Consider the following 19,275-nt stretch of genomic DNA (forward strand, 5'->3'; position numbering starts at 1 on the left):
AATGAAATCACTCATCATCGGCGTGTCCGGTACGGATGGCCTGGCGACCAAGGCCATGGTCGCGCTGTTCGAACTCGGTCACGAAGTGCTGGTCTTGCCCGGATCGGGCGAACAATTCCTTGAGATCGCGGCCAGTCTCGGCGTCGCCGTCCTGACGCGGGACGCCGCCGCGCACATGCCGCCGCTGGACGCACTATTGCTGCTGGCCGAAGGCGCCGCAGCGCCCGCATGGCTGCAACAGCCCTGCCATGAAGTGCGATGCGGGATCAGCCTGGACGCGGCGCGGGGGCAAACCGGCGAACTGGCCTGGAGCATCGGTCCGGCCACGGCCATGCGCACGCTGTGCAGCACCACCTTCACCGTCGGCGGCCAGCGCAGCGGCGCCGACCTCGCCGCCGGCGTGACGCAGCTGGCGCTCGACTTGCTGATGGAAGCGGTCGGCCACGCCGCGCAGCACAACGGCGTCTGGGGTGTGCAGGCGGCAAGCGCCGCCACGGCGCGCTGCGATGCCGCCTCGATGCTGGAAACACTGGCCTTCTGCCACCAGTCGAACCGGCCGGCCAGGCCAGGCGCGCCGCAAGGCTCGCTGTTCGCCCAGTTCGCCGACGCCGCCACGGCGCACCCGCGCCATACCGCCCTGGTCGCGCCCGACGCCACCCTGAGCTACCAGGAACTGTTCGATTACGCGGCCGCGATAGCCGAAGACCTGCTGCAGCGGGGGCTGGCGCCGCAGGACGGTGCCGAGACCGTGATCGGCGTCGCCATGCCGAAGTCCGCCAGGCTGTACGCCACCATCCTGGCAGTCGTCGGCATCGGCGCAGCCTATGTCCCGCTCGACCCTGCCTACCCGGCGCCGCGCCTGGCAGCCGTGGCCGAGGATGCGGCCCTGGCGCAGGTCCTGACCGACGCCGAGCACGCCGCCACCTTCGAGCGCCTCGGTTTGCAGACGATCCAGGTCGTGCCCTACCAGCCCGGCGTCTGCGCCGGCCCGGCCGCCCCTTCCCCCTTCGCGCGCGCGGCGCAGCAGCACCAGCCGCAGCGCCTGGCCACCGTCATCTACACCTCGGGCTCGACCGGGCGCCCCAAAGGGGTGATGCTGGAACACCGCAATATCGCCGCCTTCTGCCACTGGTACCGCGGCCACGTCGGCCTGACGGCGGTATCGCGGGCCCTGCAGTTTTCGACCATTTCCTTCGACGCCTCCCTCCTCGACATCTTCCCCACCCTGTTCGCCGGCGGCTGCGTAATCGCGCCGTCCGAGCAGCAACGGCATGATTTCAGCGCGCTGGACGAACTGGTCAGGGCGCACGGCGTCACCCACGCCTTCCTGCCGCCCGCCTTGCTGGCCGGCTTGCCCGATTTTGCGTGGCCCGCGCTGCAGCACCTGGTCACCGGCGGCGACGTCTGCGATCCGGACACCATCGGGCGCTGGAAGCGCGGCCGCCAGTTCCACAACATCTACGGTCCGACCGAGTGCACGGTGCTGGCGACGACGTCGAATTTCTCCCTCGACAGCGCCAACAAGAACATCGGCCAGCCGATCGCCGGCGCGCGCTGCTATGTGCTGGACGACAACCGGAAACCGGTCCGCGGCGGCGAGCAAGGCGAGCTGTATATTGCCGGCGCCGGCGTCGGGCGCGGCTATTTCCGCCAGGCCGCGCTCACCGGCGAACGTTTCCTGGCCGATCCGCTCGAGCACGGCGCCAGCATGTACCGCAGTGGCGACATCGTCACCTGGCGCGCCGACGGCGGCATCGAATTCATCGGACGCAAGGACTTCCAGGTCAAGATCCGGGGCTTCCGGGTCGAGCTCGGCGAGATCGAAAACGCGGTCCTGGCCTGCGCCCTGTTCAAGCATTGCGCGGTCGTGGTCGACGAGCAAAAACGCATCCTCGCTTTCGTCGCCAAACCCTGCCATGCCGCCGCGAACGCGGCCGACGTCAAGGCTGGCGTGCGCCAGCGGCTGCCGGACTACATGGTGCCTTTCCAGGTCACGGTGCTGCCCGCGCTGCCGGCGACCGACAACGGCAAGACCGACCGCAGGGCCCTGCTCGCCCTGGCCGCGCCGGCCGCCCGCGACGCGGTCGAGGAAACCCTGAGCGCCACTGAAAGCCGCTTGCGCCCGATCTGGGCCGCAGTACTGCAGCTCGACGAGACCGAGATCGGCAAAACCGACTCCTTCTTCGACCTGGGCGGCCATTCGCTGCTGGTATCGCGCATGCTGCTGGCGATCAAGAAGGAATGGGCGGTCAGCACCCCGCTGGCGCGCTTCATGGAACAGCCCACCATCGCCGCGCTCGCGCTGCTGCTGACCGACGATACCATCCGCAAGGGCGACAGCATCCCGGAGCAAGTCTATACGGACATGCTCTTGCCCGTGAGCGTAGCGCCCATGCCGGCGGCCAACCCGGCGCTGCACGCGCCGCGCGCCGTGCTGCTGACCGGCGCCAACGGCTTCCTCGGCGTGTTCCTGCTGCAGCAGATCCTGCAGCAGACCGACGCCGTCGTGCATTGCCTGATCCGGGCCGCCACGCCCGAGCAGGGCAGCCGCAAGCTGGGCGCCGCGCTGGCGGCCAATGGCTTGCAGGCCCTGGCCGGCCAGGCGCGCATCCGGATTGTGCTGGGCGACCTTGAGCAGCCGGGCCTGGGCCTGCCGGCGCAGCTGTTCGACGAGCTGGCGCAACAGGTCGACGTCATCTACCACAATGGCGCCAACGTCAATCACGTGTACGACTACCGCTACCTGGCCAATGCCAATGTGCGCTCCACGCTCGAGCTGCTCAGGCTGGCCACCACGGGCAAGAACAAGGCCCTGCACTACATCTCGACGCTGTCGGCCGCCAGCAACGTCGACGCCGCCGGCCGGATCGTCGAGGACGGGCCGGCCAGGACTCCGCCGGCGTTCGTCAACAACGGCTACAACCTGAGCAAATGGGTGTCCGAGCATCTGGTGTGGCAGGCCATCGGACGCGGCCTCACGGGAACGATTATCCGGCCGGGCAATATCAGCGGCCATACGCAGACCGGCGTCTGCCAGCCGGACCAGAACCGCATCATGCTGCTGATAAAGGGCTCGGTGCAGCTGGGGTGCGCGCCGGCCTGGGACAGCGGCTTCGACCTGTGCCCGGTCGACTTCCTGGCCGAGGCCGCCGTGCGCTGCTCGCTGTCGGCCAGGCTCGATACGCCGGTCCTGCACTTCCACAATCCCAAGCCGCTCGACTGGGTCGACTACCTGGCCTGCTGGCGCGGCTTCGGCTATCCGCTCGCGCTGGTCGCGCCCGACGAGTGGCGCAGGCGGATCGTCGAGGTCGACGAATCGAACGCGCTCTACAACGTGCTGTCGTTTTACCTCGACGAGAGCAACGAAGACATCGGGGACATGTCGCATATCGACCACCTGCGCACCGAGGCGGCCCTGGCCCGGCTGGGCATGGCGTTCCCCGACAAGAGCGCCGCGATGATCGAAAACAATTTGCGCTACCTGCAAGACAGCGGCTTCATGCCGCAACTGCCGATCGAGGCCGACGGCTGAACCGCCGCGCCACCTCCTTTCATCCAACCCAAACTCACCAAGGATAGACCATGCTGCAACAAGTAAAACAGACCGGCGCCGCACCCGACACCCTGATCCGCAATCCCGCCACCCGCGTCATTTCCGGCTCGGCCGAACTGCCGGTGCCGGCCCGCCAGGCCTGGGCGGTGGTGGGCGACTTCGCCGGCTTCGACAAGTTCATCACCGGCCTGGAACGCACCGAAATGACCGGCGACGGCGTGCGCTCGGTACGCAAGAAATTCTTCGGCGATGGCAATATCGTCCTGGAACAGCTGAACTCGCGCGATGACGCCGCCATGCAGATGACCTGGAGCCTGCTGTACACCACCTTCAACATCGGCAACCTGTGGGCATGGATGCGCGTGGACGAAACCGGCGCCAACGGCTGCAAGGTCAGCTGGGACATCGCCGGCGAACCGTGGACCGGCGGCGCCGAAGGCCAGCCTGCTTTCGACGCCTTTGTCGAAGGCTTCGTCGACATGGCGATGACCAACCTGAAGGCCCTGTTCCAGAAGTAAGCCGCTGCGCAGGCGGCGCCGGCCACCGGCGCCGCCCTTCCATCCACCTTCACGGCCCCGCCATGTCCCCATATTCCCTGTTCCTGGTCATCCTCGTCCCCTTCATCTGGGGCCTGCAAGCGGTCATGCTCAAGATCGGCCTGCATCAATTCCCGCCGATCTTCATGGTCGGCATGCGCTTCGTGATGATGAGCCTGATCCTGCTGCCCTTCATCGGCGGCATCAAGGGCAAGCTCGGCCCCGCCCTGCTCGTCAGCCTGACCCAGGGCGTGGCCCACTTCGCGCTGCTGTACATCGGCTTCCGCCTGGTCGACGTCTCGACCGGCATCATCGCCTACCAGACCAACGCGATTTTCACGGTCATCCTGGGCGGCCTGCTGTTGCGGGAGCGCATTACCAAACTCGGCATGGCGGGCATCCTGACCGCCTTCTCCGGCGTGGCGCTGATCGTCGGCGGACCGAAAGCGGGCGGCAGCACCGAGGCCATGTTCATCATCATCGGCTCGGCGTTCATGTTCGCTGTGGGCAATATCACGGCGCGCCGCTACGGCCCCATGAAGCCTGCCGCCCTCAACGCCGTGGTGTCGCTGGCGGCCGGCCCCGCGCTGCTGCTCATTTCCTTCCTGTTCGAGCAGGGACAGGTCGAAGCCGTACGCCACGCCGACCTGACCGGCTGGGGCGCGCTGCTCTACACCGTGCTGGCCGGCGGCATTGCCGGGTTCGGCATCTGGTACTGGCTGCTGAACAAGTATCCGGTCGACAAGATCGCGCCGTTCGGCTTGCTGATGCCCTTCTTCGCCATGCTCGGCAGCGTCATCCTGTTGCATGAAAATATCACCGCAATGAATATGCTCGGCGCGGTGCTGACAGTGGCCGGTGTGGCCATTGCCCAGTTCGGCAAATCCTGGGCCGCCTGGTTCGCGCGTCCTGCGCCCTTGGCAAAGGCCGGCTGACCGCCGCGCCGCGATCGCGGACAGGGGCCCCACGAGGGCCCCTGCGCATTGACAAAACATAAACCCCGCGCTACACTTCATTTATTGTCAATATTACATTGTTGACTATTAAAGCAATATTTACCATCAGTGAATATCAACGCTCAAGGCAATTCACGCCAGCTGAATTGGGGCGCCCTTCCCGCAGACCTCGATAGCAACAATGCCAACGCAATGCCATCATTTGCCACAGCGGCGCCCGTGCGCCCGTGCGCCCGTGCGGCCTGGCGGCGCGGCACCGTTTAACAGCCCAAGCAAGGAATGCCCATGTCGCAATTCGAAGCAACGCCAGACCATGCGCCCGGTACGCCATGCCGCGGCAATGCGCACGCCTTCCAACAGGCCGAAGCGCCGGTGACGATCCTGTCGGCGGAGCTCGCGGCCGACTTTTTCTCGCCCGTGCACCAGCATGCGAGGGGGCAGCTGATCTACGCGCCCAAGGGGATGCTGGTCGCCAACGTCGAAGGCAAGTCCTGGGTGCTGTCGCCCACCCGCGCGGCCTGGGTCCAGCCCAGCGTGGCCCATTCGATCGAATGCCTGAGCCATACCCACATTTCAACCCTGTACATCGCCGGCTCGCTGTGCGCCCGCTTGCCGCCCAGCTCCTGCCTGATGTCGATCACGCCGCTGTTCAAGGAAATGGTGCGGCGGCTGTCGAGCTTTCCCGACCATTTCGAGCACGATTCAGCCAGGGCCAGGCTGATCCCGAGCGTGATCGACGAGCTGCAGGCGCTGCCGCTGCAGCCGCTGATGCTGACCATGCCGACCGACCGCCGCCTGCTGCGCATGTGCGAACGGCTGCGGCGCGCGCCGGAGTGCGACGCCACCGTCCTGATGCTGGCCAAAGAGGTCGGCCTGAGCTCGCGCCACCTGATGCGCCTGTTCTACATCGAAACCGGCATGCAGTTCGGCGCATGGCGCCAGCAGATGCGGCTGATGGCCTCGCTGCCTTTCCTGGCCGACGGCATGCCCGTCATGCGCGCTTCCCAGAACGTCGGCTACAACAGCGTGGCGGCCTTTTCCACCGCCTTCAAGCGCACTTTCGGCACCTCGCCCAGCCAGTATTTCAGCGCCTGACGCCGCCGCGCATGCGCGCAAGTGACATTTCGTGCGGCCAGGTGACGAACTGCGGCCCCACGATTGACACTGCCGGGGGCCGCTTATAGGATCGTTCCCATCCCGTCGATCAACAGCCACTGCCCGCTCCATGCCCAGCCCGTCCTTCCCCGTCCTCACCAGCGCCTCCCTCCGCGCGCTATCCCGCCCGCCCCTAGCGACCGCTTGCTGAGGCGCGCCGCCGCGCCGCTGCGGCAAGCTCGCCACCCTACCCATTCCCGTTTGATTATCTTTCCTCTCTTTGAAAGGAGATGCACCATGTTGCGCAACCCTCATGTGAAGTATCGTGCCACCGCCACTGTCGACCTGCCCGAACGCAGCTGGCCCAGCCGCAGCATAGTCCAGGCGCCGATCTGGATGAGCACCGACCTGCGGGACGGCAACCAGGCGCTCATAGAACCGATGAATCCCGAGCGCAAACTGCGCTTTTTCAATCAATTGCTGAAGATCGGCCTGAAACAGATCGAGGTCGCCTTCCCGTCCGCCTCGCAGACCGATTTCGACTTCGTGCGCGCGCTGATCGAAGAAGACCGCATCCCCGACGATGTCACCATCGAGGTGCTGACGCAGTCGCGCGAGGACCTGATACGCCGCACGGTCGATTCGGTCAAGGGCGCCAAGCAGGCCATCATCCACCTCTACAACCCGATCGCCCCCGCGTTTCGCCGCATCGTGTTCGGCATGAGCCGGGAGGAAGTCAAAGCCATCGCCGTCAACGGCACGCGCCTGATCAAGCAGCTGACCGACGCGGCGCCGGAGACCGCATGGACGTATGAATATTCGCCGGAAACGTTCAGCATGGCCGAACTCGATTTCGCCAAGGAAGTGTGCGACGCCGTGTCGGCGGAGTGGCAGGCCACGCCCGAACGCAAGATCATCCTCAACCTGCCGACCACCGTGGAGTGCACCACGCCCAATGTCTATGCCGACCAGATCGAATGGATGCACCGCAACCTGGAGCGGCGCGACAGCATCATCCTGAGCGTCCATCCGCACAATGACCGCGGCACCGCGGTCGCCGCGGCGGAACTGGCCGTGATGGCCGGGGCCGAACGGATCGAGGGCTGCCTGTTCGGCAATGGCGAGCGCACCGGCAACGTCGACCTGGTCACCCTGGCCCTGAATTTGTATTCGCAGGGCATCAGCCCGGGGCTGGACTTTTCGGATATCGACGAGGTGCGGCAATGCGTGGAATATTGCAATGACATCCAGGTCCACCCGCGCCATCCCTACGCCGGCGAGCTGGTGTTTACCGCCTTTTCCGGTTCCCACCAGGACGCCATCAAGAAGGGCTTCGCCCAGCAGGACCGCGGCGGCATCTGGGAAGTGCCCTACCTGCCGATCGATCCGGCCGACCTGGGGCGCAACTATGACGCGGTGATACGGGTCAACAGCCAGTCCGGCAAAGGCGGCATCGCCTACCTGTTGGAAAACGACTTCGGCCTGAGTTTGCCGCGCCGCCTGCAGATAGAATTCAGCCGGGCGGTACAGCGCGTGACGGACCAGACCGGGCGCGAAATCCGCTCGAACGAGGTGCATGCGCTGTTCCGCCAGGAATACCTCGACGAACACGGTCCTTATGCCTACGTGGCGCACCGCTTGACGGAAAATTCGCGCCTGGCCGACGGCGTCGGCATCGAGGTCGAGCTGTTGCTGGACAATGTCCCGCTCACCATCGCCGGCCAGGGCAATGGCCCGATAGACGCGTTTGTCGCGGCGCTCGGGCAGCAGATCAGCATCATGCATTATTTCGAGCACTCGCTGGCGACCGGCGCCAACGCGAGCGCGGTCAGCTATATCGACATGCGGGTAGCGGGCAACGCCAGCGGCTTCGGGGTCGGCATCGACCAGAATATCGTGACCGCCTCGCTCAAGGCCGTGGTGTCAGGCCTGAACCGCCACCTGCGCGCCGGCAAGACGGCGGAGCGCAACGCGGAGCCGCAAACCCTGGCGGCATAGCAGGGATGGCAGGCCCATCCACATCGTCCGTGGCGGACGATGTGGATGAATCGATGCAGATTAATTCTTGTACTTGTACAGCGGGCGCTGCACTTCGATGGGCCGGATGTCCAGGCGCAGGTTCAGGATGGAGTAGTAATCGGCCACCGATGACAGGTAGCCGGTGCTTTCCGGCGTCTTGGAGAAGCGGAACTCGAAGCCCACCTCGGGCGCCGTGCCGCGCGGGTCGCCGCTGGCGATGCCGATGGCGTCCACCTGGTCGCTGTCGATCAGCTTCTCCATCAGGTCCACCACCGCGCTGTTGCCCAGGATATCGTTGCTGAACACCGGTCCGCGCCGCACCGGCCGCGTGTTGTCCAGCCGCCCGTCGGCCTTGTCCGGCGCCGGCGTGAAGGTCTGGGTGGCGATGTTGAATTTGTCGCCCCGGTCCAGGTAGCTGATCAGGATGTTGCTGACGTTGAAGGCGCTCGATTCGGAATCCATGGTCGCATGCGACAGGTCCAGCAGCATGGCGCCGCGGTAGCCGATGATCTCCACCTCGCGCTTGGCGTTGACCACCATGGCGCTGTTCTCGTCTATGCCCAGGCCAAGCTGGTAGCCCTTCTTCAGCATGGCCGGGATCATGCGCGCGAAGCGGCCCCGTATCAGCAGGTGCTGGTCGACGAAGATATCGTCGCCGATGAAGCCCAGGCCGGGCGCAATGTCCTTGCCGTCGGCCACGCCCTCCTGCAAGGTGGCCAGCACGCGGCGCGCGTCGTAGAACATGGTGCTGCTCATGATGGCCGCGCCGGCGCTGGTGCCGGCAATGACGCCGCCGCGCCGGTAGATGTCCCAGATCGCGTCCAGCGCCGCCGTGCGGGTGCCGTCCGCGCGCACCAGGGCCTGCGTGATGCGGCCCTGGTCGCCGCCGGCGAAGTACACGCCGTCGGCGCGCCGCACGCGGTCGGCCAGGGTCATGTCGTCGGCGGCCTTGCGGTAGTCGCTATTGGCCAGCTTGACGGCGATGGGCACCAGGAAGGGGTCGGCGCCGTAGCGCTTCAGGTAGCCGATGATGGCCTGGCCCGAGCGCTCGGGCGCGCCCGCGGCCGAGGGGAACACCGCGATGCGGGCGCCTTTGCCGCCGGCCAGTTGCACGATGCGCTGCCAGATGTCGGCATTGTCGCCGCGCAGGCCGCCGCCGATGATGACCAGCGACCCTTTCGGCTGTACCGGCTCAGCTGCATGCACTTGCGCCCCCGTGATTGCATACCACAGCAGGGAAACCCTGCCCACGCATTGAATCAATGTTTTGAGTACACCCATTTTCGAATCCGTTTTGCAGAAATAGTGCAGATACCATGCCCTGAGGGCGCGCTGCGTATGGCCCGCTCCTGATGCCAATATACATCAAAAGCGTGGACACGCCGCGCTGGCAAATCCATAATCCCCCGATATCAAATCCACCGGGCCATCTTCATGCGTACAGAAAAACATCCCATCTCGGCGCCCCAGAGCAGCGCCCAGTTCGAGCTGACCAGTTTCCACTACGGCACGCCCGGCAAGGGCAAGAAAGTCTACATCCAGGCCGCGCTGCACGCGGACGAGGTGCCCGGCATGCTGGTGGCGCAGTTCCTGCGCCGGCAGCTGGACGCGCTGGAGGCGGCGGGCAAGGTGCAAGGCGAAATCATCCTGGTGCCGGCGGCGAACCCCATCGGCCTGTCGCAAGCCATCCATGGCGCGCCCTTCGGCCGCTTCGACCTGACCACCGGCATCAACTTCAACCGCTCCTACAAGCACGTGGCGGACGAATTGAAGGAGTCCTTGCAAGGCAAGCTGGGACCCGACCCGGCACAGAACGTGCGCGTGATCCGCCAGCAGGCGCTGGCCTCGGTGGCCGCGTGGGAGCCCAAGTCGGACGGCGAGGCGCACAAGAAGCTGCTGCTGGGCATGGCCATCGACGCCGACATCGTGCTGGACCTGCACTGCGACAACGAGGCGGTGCTGCACATCTACGCCGGCACGCCGCTGGCGGACGGCGTGGCCCCGCTGGCGCGGCTCATGGGCGCGCACGCGGTGCTGCTGGCACTGGCCGCCGGCGGCGAGCCCTTCGACGAAGCCTGCAGCCGCTTGTGGTGGGACTTGCAGGCGCACTTCGGCGACGCCTATCCGATCCCGCCGGCATGCTTGTCCACCACCATCGAGCTGCGCGGCGAGATGGAAGTGAACTACGAGCTGGCGCGCCAGGACGCGGACGCGCTGGTGCGCTACCTCGCGCACGCCGGCGTGCTCGACGCCGAAGCGGGCGAACTGCCCGCGCCGCTGTGCGAGGCGACGCCGCTCGAAGGCGTGGAGCCGCTGCTGGCGCCGCACGCCGGCATCCTCGTCTATACGCGCAACATGGGCGAGCGCGTGAAGGCGGGCGACGCGCTGGCCGACGTGATCGATCCGGTCAACGGCACCACCACTTCGGTGCGCTGCAGCGTCGACGGCGTATTCTTCGCCCGCAGCGCGCACCGCCACGTGCTGCGCGGGATGAACATCGGCAAAGTGGCCGGGCCCGCCGCCTTCCGCTCCGGCGAACTGCTTAGCCAATAAGAACAAGCCCCCCATGAAACTGCGCATCCCCAACACCTACGTCCTCGTCTTCGCCATCCTGGCGCTGATCGCGCTGGCCACCTGGTTCATCCCGGGCGGCAAATACGACACCCACCTCGTCGACGGCAAGCAGCTGATCAACCCCGCCACCTTCCACTACGTCGACAGCAAGCCGCAAGGCTTCGCCGCGCTGATGATGGCGCCGATCAAGGGTTTCACCGAGGCGGGGCTGATCATCGGCTTCATCCTCATCGTCGGCGGCGCCTTCAACGTGCTGCACAAGACCCAGGCGGTCGACGCGATGATCAAGGCCATCGCCAAGGCGCACACGCATTCGCGCTTCGTGCGGGCCGCGCTGATACCGGTCTTCATCACCCTGTTCTCGCTGGGCGGCGCCACCTTCGGCATGAACGAGGAGGCGATCCCCTTCATCCTCATCTTCGTGCCGCTGGCGCTCGCGCTGGGCTACGACACCGTCACCGGCGTGTCGATTCCCTTCCTCGGTTCGCAGGTGGGCTTCGGGGCCGCCTTCCTGAACCCCTTCAACGTCGGCATCGCGCAGGGCATCGCCGGCATCCCGGTGTTCTCCGGCATGAGCTACCGCCTGGTTTGCTGGCTGGTGGCCACCGCCATCACGGCCGCCTTCATGATGTGGTACGCGGCGCGCATCAAGCGCAGCCCGGAACTGAGCCCCACCTATGTGCTGGACCTGGAGAAACGCAAGGAGAGCCCGCTCGACCTGGGAAGCTTCGAGGGCATGACGGCCAAGCACAAGGTGGTGCTGGCCATCTTCGCCGCCTCGCTGGCCGGCATGGTGGTGGGCGTGGTGAAGTTCGACTGGTATATCGAACAGATCGCCGCGCTGTTCCTGGTGATGGCCATCGTCATCGGCGTAATCGGCGGCCTGGACTCGGACGAGCTGGTGGCCGCCTTCATCCAGGGGTCGAAAGACCTGGTGGGCACGGCGCTGGTGATCGCGCTGGCGCGCGGCACCATGATACTGGCGCGCGACGCCAACATCATCGACACCATGCTGCACGGCCTGCTGCCGCTGGTGCAATCGTCCAGCCCCGTGTTCGCGGCGCAGAAGATGTTCGGCATCCAGACCGTGATCAACTTCTTCATCCATTCCGGCACCGGCCAGGCTTCGCTGACCATGCCCATCATGGCGCCGCTGGCCGACCTGGTGGGCGTGACGCGCCAGACCGCCGTGCTGGCCTTCCAGTTCGGCGAACTGACCACGCCGATGATACCGACCTCCGGCATCACCGTCGGCGTGCTCGCGCTGGCGCGCATCCCGTGGATCACCTGGGCCAGGTGGATGGTGCCGCTGCAGCTGATCTACGCTGTCATGGCCCTGCTGCTGCTGATCCCGCCGGCGCTGATGCAGTGGCAGTGATCAGCGCCCTTCGGTGTAGATGGCCGGGAAGTAGCGCTCCATCAGCGATTGCGGGCGCAGCGGCGGCGTAAAGCCGAATTGGGCGTACAGGCCGTGCGCGTCGCCGGTGGCCAGCGTGAAGCGGCGCAGTCCCTGCAGGTCCGGATGCGCCATGACGGCCTCCATCAGGCGCTTGCCGTGGCCCTGGCCCCGATGCTCCGGCAGCACGAACACATCCACCAGGTTGGCGAACGTGGCGCCGTCCGTGATGACGCGGGCGAAGGCGATTTGCCTGCCCTCCAGGTAGCCGCCGAAACACAGCGAATTGGCGATGGCTTTTTCCAGCACCGCCAGCGGCAGGCCGATCGCCCAGCTGGACCGCTCGCTGAGAAAGCGGTGAATAAGCGCCATGTCCAGCGCCGCCTTGTCCGATGTGACCTCCAGTGCGATGTTCAATGTTTGCCTTTCAGGTAACGTTCAGGCAGCGGGGCCTGCTCGGACTCCGCTTGCCACACCAGCGACAATATCCACCAGCGCTGGCCGTCGTTTACCAGCTGGATGCTGTTGACGCCGCGCAGGAAGGGCTTGGCATCGTCGGCCGCGTGGCGCGCCTCGTAGGTGCTGAACACGTGGGCGATCTGGCCGAAGGTCTCGGTCGTGCGCGTCAGTTCCGACTCGTAGAAGCCTTCCCTGGCGAACAAAGGCGTCACGCGCGAGATGTAGTCGGAGACCGACAGCACGCGGGTGGTGATGTCGCCCGCCTTGTTCGGGCCATGCACCACCATGCGGCCCTCGTGCGTAAACAGGCTGCGCAGGCGTTCCCAGTCGCGCGCCTCGCCGGCGGCGCCGGAAATGGTGGCGTACAGCGCCGACAGGATGCCGTCCAGGCTGGCCAGCCGCGCGTCCGGCGCCGCCTGCGCGGGCTGGAGGGCCGGTTCGATGCCCGGCCCGGCGCCCGCTTGCGCGGCGGTGGCCGGCGCCGCCGCCCAGGAGGCGGAGGTGCCGGCGTTGCCGTTGGCGCTGACAACTAGCGCGGGCGCGGGCGCGGCGGCGTCCGGTTCCCCGGCGCGCGCGGCGCTGTTGCCCAGCATGGCCCCCATCATCAGGACGCACAGCAGGCTGGCTTGGGCTGGCTGCTTCATGGCTGGTCTCCCCTGGTTCGATGCGCCCATGATCGGCGATTTCCGCCCCGCTGTCACGCCCGCGGCGAGCGCTAATCTGCCGAGCCGGCCAACCTTGTTTATAATCGTTCAAATATCCGCACGCTCACCTTCCTAAAAAATCATGACTGATCAATTCTCCAAGAAGGGCGAAGCCTGGTCCGCCCGCTTCTCCGAACCCGTCTCCGACCTCGTCAAACGCTACACCGCCTCTGTATTTTTTGACAACCGCCTGGCCAAAGCCGACATCCAGGGCTCGCTGGCGCACGCCGACATGCTGGCCGCGCAAAGCATCATCAGCGCGGCCGACCTGGCCGAAATCCAGCGCGGCATGGCCCAGATCAGCCAGGAAATCGAAGCGGGCCAGTTCGAATGGCTGCTGGACCTGGAAGACGTCCACCTGAACATCGAAAAGCGCCTGACCGAGCTGGTGGGCGACGCCGGCAAGCGCCTGCACACCGGCCGTTCGCGCAACGACCAGGTGGCCACCGACATCCGCCTCTACGTGCGCGCCGCCATCGACGACGTGACCGGCCTGCTGAACCAGCTGCGCGGCGCGCTGACCGACCTGGCCGAGCAACACGCCGACACCATCCTGCCGGGCTTCACCCACATGCAGGTGGCGCAGCCGATCACCTTCGGCCACCACATGCTGGCCTACGTTGAAATGTTCGGCCGCGACGCCGAACGCATGGCAGACTGCCGCAAGCGCGTGAACCGCCTGCCGCTGGGCGCGGCCGCGCTGGCCGGCACCACCTTCCCGATCGACCGCCTGCGCGTGGCCAGGACGCTGGGCTTCGACGACGTGTGCCACAACTCGCTGGACGCCGTCTCGGACCGCGACTTCGCCATCGAATTCACCGCCGCCGCCTCGCTGATCATGACGCACGTGTCGCGCATGTCGGAAGAGCTGATCATCTGGATGAGCCCGCGCGTGGGCTTCATCGACATCGCCGACCGTTTCTGCACCGGCTCGTCCATCATGCCGCAGAAGAAAAACCCGGACGTGCCGGAACTGGCGCGCGGCAAGACCGGCCGCGTGTACGGCCACCTGATGGGCCTGCTGACCCTGATGAAGGGCCAGCCGCTGGCCTACAACAAGGACAACCAGGAAGACAAGGAACCGCTGTTCGACACCGTCGACACGCTGATGGACACGCTGCGCATCTTCGCCGACATGGCCGGCGGCATCTCCGTCAAGCCGGACGCGATGCGCGCGGCGGCCCTGCAGGGCTACGCCACCGCGACCGACCTGGCCGACTACCTGGTCAAGAAGGGCCTGCCCTTCCGCGACGCGCACGAAGCGGTGGCGCACGCGGTGCGCGCCTGCGTGGACCTGGGCATCGACCTGTCGGACATGTCGCTCGAACAGCTGCGCCAGTTCTCGGCGCTGATCGAGCAGGACATCTTCCAGGTGCTGACGCTGGAAGGTTCGGTCGCCGCGCGCGACCACGTGGGCGGCACCGCGCCGAACCAGGTGCGCGCGGCCATCGCCCGCGTGCGCGCGCAGCTGGCGTCCAGCTAAGTCCAGGGGACGCCATGCAGCGCAACGCTTCGGGTACCAGGCCGGCCGCTGCGTTGCCGCGCCTGACCTACCGCAAGCCCCAGCTGGGGCGCGACTACTGGGTGCAGGACGACATCCTGCCGGACCCCGAGGCAGTGGCGCGGCGCTGTTTCCAGCGCGAAGACTGGGAAATGGGCGCGCCCCGCGCGGCCATGCCCTGGCCCGGCATGCGCAGTCCGGCGGCATTGCTGCCGGACGAGCTGGCGGCGGTGGAAGCGTGGGTCAGGAAAGTGACGGGCGCGAAAAAACTGTGGCAGGAGCAGGCGCCGGAAGGGCGCATGCTGAACCATAATTACGTGCAGCTGGTGGGCGCCACCGAATCGGGGCCGCGTCCGCATACCGATTCGCTCAAGCTGTGCCGCTACGCGGCCGTGATCTACCTGTCGCCCGATCCGCTGGCCAGCGCCGGCACCTCGTTCTACCGCCTGCGCTACCCGGACGGCACCATGGGCGGCAACTACTGCAGCCCGCCGCACGCCAACCTGCGCGAAGCGCTGGGCGTGACCTCGCTGCCGCCGCAGGCCTGGCACGAGGACGTGGTGGTCGAGAACCGCTTCAACCGCATGCTGCTGTACCGCGCCAACATGGTGCACTCGGCCAGCGGCTATTTCGGCACCGGCCACGACGACAAGCGCATGACCGCCGTCTTCTTCTGGATGGCCTAGACGGCCGCCGGCGCAGCCCTACTGCGCCACCAGGCGCGACAGCACCGCGATGGCCGCGCCGGTCTGGCGCGGCTCGAGCAGCACCGTCAGCTCGGTGTGGGTGCTGATCATGTTCACCAGGTTGATCTTGTCCCAGGCCAGCTTCTTCAGGATGCCGTGGTAGATGCCCGGCATGTTGAAGGTCTCCGGGTCCAGGTGCAGCGTGACCGCGTTCAGGCTTTCGAGCCGCGCCAGCTGGCGCTCGGTGGCGAAGATCTCGTCCACCACGCACGTGAGCGGGCGGCTGCAGATCACCATCACCTCGTTGATGCCGCGCGTGACCGAGACGAAGGCGCCGCGCTGCGGCGCCGCCTTGGCCAGCAGCTGGCGGTGGCACTCGTAGGTGTGCTCCGAATAACGGAAGGTGCACATCGTCAGGTCGGTGCGGGTGGTCAGCTCGCCGGTCTTGCGCGCCAGCGACAGCTCGCCGTGCGCGGCCGCCTCCTGCTGCGGCAGCCGCTCCGCCACGCGCCGCAGCGCCATCACCACGGCGGCCTGCCCCACCGGCTTCCACAGGTCTGTTTCGAGTTGCGGCTGCAGTTGCCGCGCGAGTTCGGACAAGTTGATCAAGCCGCGCCCCAGTCCTTCTGTAAGGAAGGGCGACTCCATGACGATCCGCTCAACTTTGGTAGATATCGAGAGCATAGTAAACAAGGAAAAAAGCTGTCCCTGCGCACCTGGCCACGGATGGGCTAAGGCGCACGATGGCACCGCTGGAGCCGGGTCGCGGCGAGCGGAGTACGGATGTGCTGGGGGCGGCGGCGTGGCCCTATGAGGGCTGGGGTGGCGCTTTGCGTATGGTCATATTCTCTGCTCCCTGTGGTTCCCGGTGCGCGGTTTTTTATGGGTCGTGCCCTGCGCTTTTATGCACCTAGTGTAGATCGCAACATTAAGAAATTGCAACCCGCACGCGCTGAAGAAACAGGCAATGTGTCGCGTTCGTGACGAAATTAGAGTGTTAAGTCTATTACGTTGCGTGTTACATACAGTATCGCGATGAAACCCTCCTGGTGTGCGCCGTTGCTAGCATTTCTGTAGCTGGCGCCGCCCGAGGCAAAGGCAACTTTGTCTCATATTTAACAAAATTCCCCGTCCCGACTCATTTCCCAAGTTTTTTGACTTGCCGCCGCCGGCAGGAATAGTGTCGCCCATCTGGCTCAGCCAAAAGCCCCGGCCAGGACCACCACTGCGAACGAAACCTTTGGAGAAGAGATGAATTTACGTAAGAAAATGCTTGCCGCATCCATCGCTGCCCTGCCGATGATGCTGATCGCCCATGCACAAGCTGCCGGCCCCCACATGATGGCCGCCCCGGTCGCCCAGGCCTCTCCACAAGAGAACGCCGGGCTGGCCGCCAAATTGGCAGCACGCCCCAGCTCGGCCGGCCTCGGCCAGCAGCACGGCTTCGCCATGGGCGCCCAGCACCCGGGCGCGGCCGGCACCAAGATCACCCGCGCCAAGCACACCTTTAACGGCCTGCGCGTGTTCGGTTCCGAGTCCGTGGTCGTCACCGACGCCGCCGACAACATCGTCAGCGAATCCGTGTCCGACCGCCGCGCCGGCCTGAACGCTGCGCGCGGCGTTGCCGCCAACGGCGCACGCACCGGCGCGCCGGACCTGACGCCGGCGCTGAGCAGCGCCGACGCCATCGCCGCCGCCGTCAAGTCGGTCGCGCCGGGCGGCGTGCACCGCTGGGCGCCGCAAGCCGAGCTGCTGATCTACCCGGTCATGAAGTCGGTGCGCGTGGCTTCGGCCCTGAACAAGGCCGAATCGGCCCTGAACGCGATGGACCTGGAAGAAGTGGTGGACCGCTACGAGCTGGCCTACCTGGTCAAGACCCGCATGGCCGACAGCCGCAAAAAACTGGTCTACCACGACACCATGGTCAACGCCAGGACCGGCGCCATCATCTCGCAGTGGGAAACCCTGCAGACCGTGGTCGGCACCGGCAACAGCCAGTACAACGGCCAGGTGCCGATCAGCACCACGCTGTCGGGCAGCACGTACTCGATGAAGGACGCCACGCGCGGCGTGGGCGGCACCTTCGGCGGCATGGCCATCACCAACGCCAACCACGCGCCGGAATCGAACCCGACCGCAGGCAGCATCTACACCAACAGCAGCAACACCTGGGGCGACGGCCAGCAATACATCAGCGGCGGCAGCACCACCAGCGCCAACGGCCAGACCGCCGCCGTCAACGCGCTGTGGGGCTTGATGAACACCTACGACGCGATGAAGAACGTGCTGGGCTGGCAGTCGCTGGACGGCAACAACACCGCCACCTACATCGCGGTCCACGTCGACAACAACTACGACAACGCCTTCTTCGACCCGAACTGCAAGTGCATGTACATCGGCGACGGCAGCTCGTTCAAGAGCCTGGGTTCGATCGACGTGATCGGCCACGAAATGTCGCACGGCGTGATCGACGCCACCTCCGACCTGGTCTACGCCGGCGAATCCGGCGGCCTGAACGAGTCCAACTCGGACATCGGCGGCGAGATGGTGGAAGCCTACGCGCGCGCGGGCGGCACCGGCACCGCGATCCCGAACAGCGGCAACGACTGGCAGATGGGCACCGAGATCTCCAAGACCGGCCAGCCGCTGCGCTGGATGATCAAGCCGAGCAAGGACGGCCAGAGCCCGAACGCGTGGAGCAGCACCATCAAGAACCTGAACGTGCACTACAGCAGCGGCCCCAACAACCGCATGTTCTACTTCCTGGCGCAGGGTTCGAACTCGAGCACCGCCAGCGACGCCTACAGCTCCTACCTGAACAAGCAGCCGCTGGCCATGACCGGCATCGGCAACGACAAGGCCTACCGCATCTGGTTCAAGGCGGCCACCACCAAGTTCACCTCGTCGACCAACTACGCCGACGCGCGCAACAAGGTGCTGCTGGCGGCCGAGGAACTGTACGGCGTGGGCAGCGCCGAGGCCACCGCCGTCAAGCGCGCCTACGCGGCCATCAACGTCGGCCTCGACGTCGATGAAGCGGCCGGCGCCGGCGGCGTCGTCATCGGCACCCAGCCGGCCAGCGTCACCGTCGCCCCCGGCGCGACCGCTTCGTTCTCCGTCGCGGCCAGCGGCGGCACCGCGCCGTACAGCTACAAGTGGTACCGCAACGGCGCGCTGATCTCCGGCGCCACCTCGGCCACCTACTCGCTGACCGCGCAAAGCAGCGACAGCGGCGCCGTGTTCAACGCCGTCGTCACCGACTCGTCGTCGCCGGTCAAAACGGCCACCTCGGGCAACGCCACCCTGACCGTCTCGACGGTGAGCGGCGTTGAGCGCGCCACCAACGGCGGCTTCGAGTCCGGCATCACCGGCTGGAGCGGCAGCACCGGCGTGATCGGCTCCTTCAGCGGCCAGACCGCCTTCGAAGGCACGAAGTTCGCCTGGCTGGGCGGCAACGGCTCCACCGCGACCGAGACGCTGACCCAGGCCATGGTGATCCCGTCGACCGCCACCGCCGCCTCGCTGACCTTCGCGCTGCATATCGACACCGCTGAAACCACGACCAGCACCATCTACGACAAGCTGGTGGTGACGGTCAAGAACAGCAGCGGTACGGTGCTCGGCACGCTGGCCACCTACTCCAACCTGAACAAGGCCACCGGCTACCAGACCCGTACCTTCAGCCTGCTGCCGTACAAAGGCCAGACGGTGACGGTGTCGTTCGCGATGACGGAAGATTCATCGGCCCAGACCTCGTTCGTGCTTGACAAGGTCAGCCTGATCACCCAGTAAGCCG

The 19,275-nt window shown here is 66.3% G+C and carries 14 protein-coding genes; 10 read left to right on the top strand and 4 right to left on the bottom strand.

Annotation, left to right across the window (positions count from 1 at the left end; translation table 11 throughout):
* Nucleotide 1: 1 nt before the first annotated feature.
* The 5 genes from ACSQ8Y_RS20440 to leuA all read left to right on the top strand — a co-directional run bounded on the left by ACSQ8Y_RS20440 (nucleotide 2) and on the right by leuA (nucleotide 8,138).
* The gene (locus ACSQ8Y_RS20440) at nucleotides 2–3,532 is read left to right on the top strand and encodes an amino acid adenylation domain-containing protein (RefSeq protein WP_436268261.1); all 3,531 of its coding nucleotides are present in this window, start codon (nucleotides 2–4) and stop codon (nucleotides 3,530–3,532) included.
* A gap of 50 nt (nucleotides 3,533–3,582) precedes the next feature.
* Nucleotides 3,583–4,071: an SRPBCC family protein gene (locus ACSQ8Y_RS20445; protein WP_436268262.1), complete on the top strand. Its 489-nt coding sequence runs from the start codon at nucleotides 3,583–3,585 to the stop codon at nucleotides 4,069–4,071.
* Between the two features lie 62 nt (nucleotides 4,072–4,133).
* Nucleotides 4,134–5,024, top strand: coding sequence for a DMT family transporter (locus ACSQ8Y_RS20450; protein WP_436268263.1), 891 nt, complete (start codon nucleotides 4,134–4,136; stop codon nucleotides 5,022–5,024).
* A gap of 306 nt (nucleotides 5,025–5,330) precedes the next feature.
* Nucleotides 5,331–6,140, top strand: a complete 810-nt coding sequence (locus ACSQ8Y_RS20455) for an AraC family transcriptional regulator (protein ID WP_436268264.1) — start codon at nucleotides 5,331–5,333, stop codon at nucleotides 6,138–6,140.
* 297 nt (nucleotides 6,141–6,437) lie between these two features.
* A complete protein-coding gene (gene leuA / locus ACSQ8Y_RS20460; protein WP_436268265.1) occupies nucleotides 6,438–8,138 on the top strand; it encodes a 2-isopropylmalate synthase in 1,701 nt (566 codons plus the stop codon).
* A gap of 60 nt (nucleotides 8,139–8,198) precedes the next feature.
* Here leuA and ACSQ8Y_RS20465 read toward each other — a convergent pair whose 3' ends face one another.
* On the bottom strand, nucleotides 8,199–9,365 hold the full coding sequence (locus ACSQ8Y_RS20465; protein WP_436268266.1) for a cyanophycinase: 1,167 nt from the start codon (nucleotides 9,363–9,365) through the stop codon (nucleotides 8,199–8,201).
* 228 nt (nucleotides 9,366–9,593) lie between these two features.
* Here ACSQ8Y_RS20465 and ACSQ8Y_RS20470 point away from each other — a divergent pair, with 228 nt between their 5' ends.
* Both ACSQ8Y_RS20470 and ACSQ8Y_RS20475 read left to right on the top strand, forming a co-directional pair.
* The gene (locus tag ACSQ8Y_RS20470; protein WP_436268267.1) at nucleotides 9,594–10,712 is read left to right on the top strand and encodes a succinylglutamate desuccinylase/aspartoacylase family protein; all 1,119 of its coding nucleotides are present in this window, start codon (nucleotides 9,594–9,596) and stop codon (nucleotides 10,710–10,712) included.
* A 13-nt stretch (nucleotides 10,713–10,725) separates the two neighbouring features.
* Nucleotides 10,726–12,111, top strand: a complete 1,386-nt coding sequence (locus tag ACSQ8Y_RS20475; protein WP_436268268.1) for a YfcC family protein — start codon at nucleotides 10,726–10,728, stop codon at nucleotides 12,109–12,111.
* Here ACSQ8Y_RS20475 and ACSQ8Y_RS20480 read toward each other — a convergent pair whose 3' ends face one another.
* Together ACSQ8Y_RS20480 and ACSQ8Y_RS20485 are read right to left on the bottom strand one after the other, a co-directional pair.
* On the bottom strand, nucleotides 12,112–12,501 hold the full coding sequence (locus tag ACSQ8Y_RS20480) for a GNAT family N-acetyltransferase (protein WP_436269874.1): 390 nt from the start codon (nucleotides 12,499–12,501) through the stop codon (nucleotides 12,112–12,114).
* Between the two features lie 41 nt (nucleotides 12,502–12,542).
* Nucleotides 12,543–13,232, bottom strand: coding sequence for a hypothetical protein (locus ACSQ8Y_RS20485; RefSeq protein ID WP_436268269.1), 690 nt, complete (start codon nucleotides 13,230–13,232; stop codon nucleotides 12,543–12,545).
* Nucleotides 13,233–13,374: 142 nt separating this feature from the next.
* Between ACSQ8Y_RS20485 and argH the strand changes: the two genes are divergently transcribed.
* Both argH and ACSQ8Y_RS20495 read left to right on the top strand, forming a co-directional pair.
* Complete coding sequence (argH, locus tag ACSQ8Y_RS20490) at nucleotides 13,375–14,775, top strand: argininosuccinate lyase (RefSeq protein WP_436268270.1); 1,401 nt, start codon at nucleotides 13,375–13,377, stop codon at nucleotides 14,773–14,775.
* Between the two features lie 14 nt (nucleotides 14,776–14,789).
* Entirely contained in the window at nucleotides 14,790–15,479 is a 690-nt protein-coding gene (locus ACSQ8Y_RS20495; RefSeq protein ID WP_436268271.1) for a DUF6445 family protein, read from the top strand.
* Nucleotides 15,480–15,497: 18 nt separating this feature from the next.
* Here the strand turns inward: ACSQ8Y_RS20495 and ACSQ8Y_RS20500 are convergent, their stop codons facing one another.
* A complete protein-coding gene (locus ACSQ8Y_RS20500; RefSeq protein WP_436268272.1) occupies nucleotides 15,498–16,088 on the bottom strand; it encodes a hypothetical protein in 591 nt (196 codons plus the stop codon).
* A 642-nt stretch (nucleotides 16,089–16,730) separates the two neighbouring features.
* Between ACSQ8Y_RS20500 and ACSQ8Y_RS20505 the strand changes: the two genes are divergently transcribed.
* Entirely contained in the window at nucleotides 16,731–19,271 is a 2,541-nt protein-coding gene (locus tag ACSQ8Y_RS20505) for a M4 family metallopeptidase (protein WP_436268273.1), read from the top strand.
* The last annotated feature ends 4 nt before the right edge of the window (nucleotides 19,272–19,275 follow it).

It is taken from the genome of Pseudoduganella sp. LjRoot289 (genome assembly GCF_964252925.1).
Taxonomy (GTDB): domain Bacteria; phylum Pseudomonadota; class Gammaproteobacteria; order Burkholderiales; family Burkholderiaceae_D; genus Rugamonas.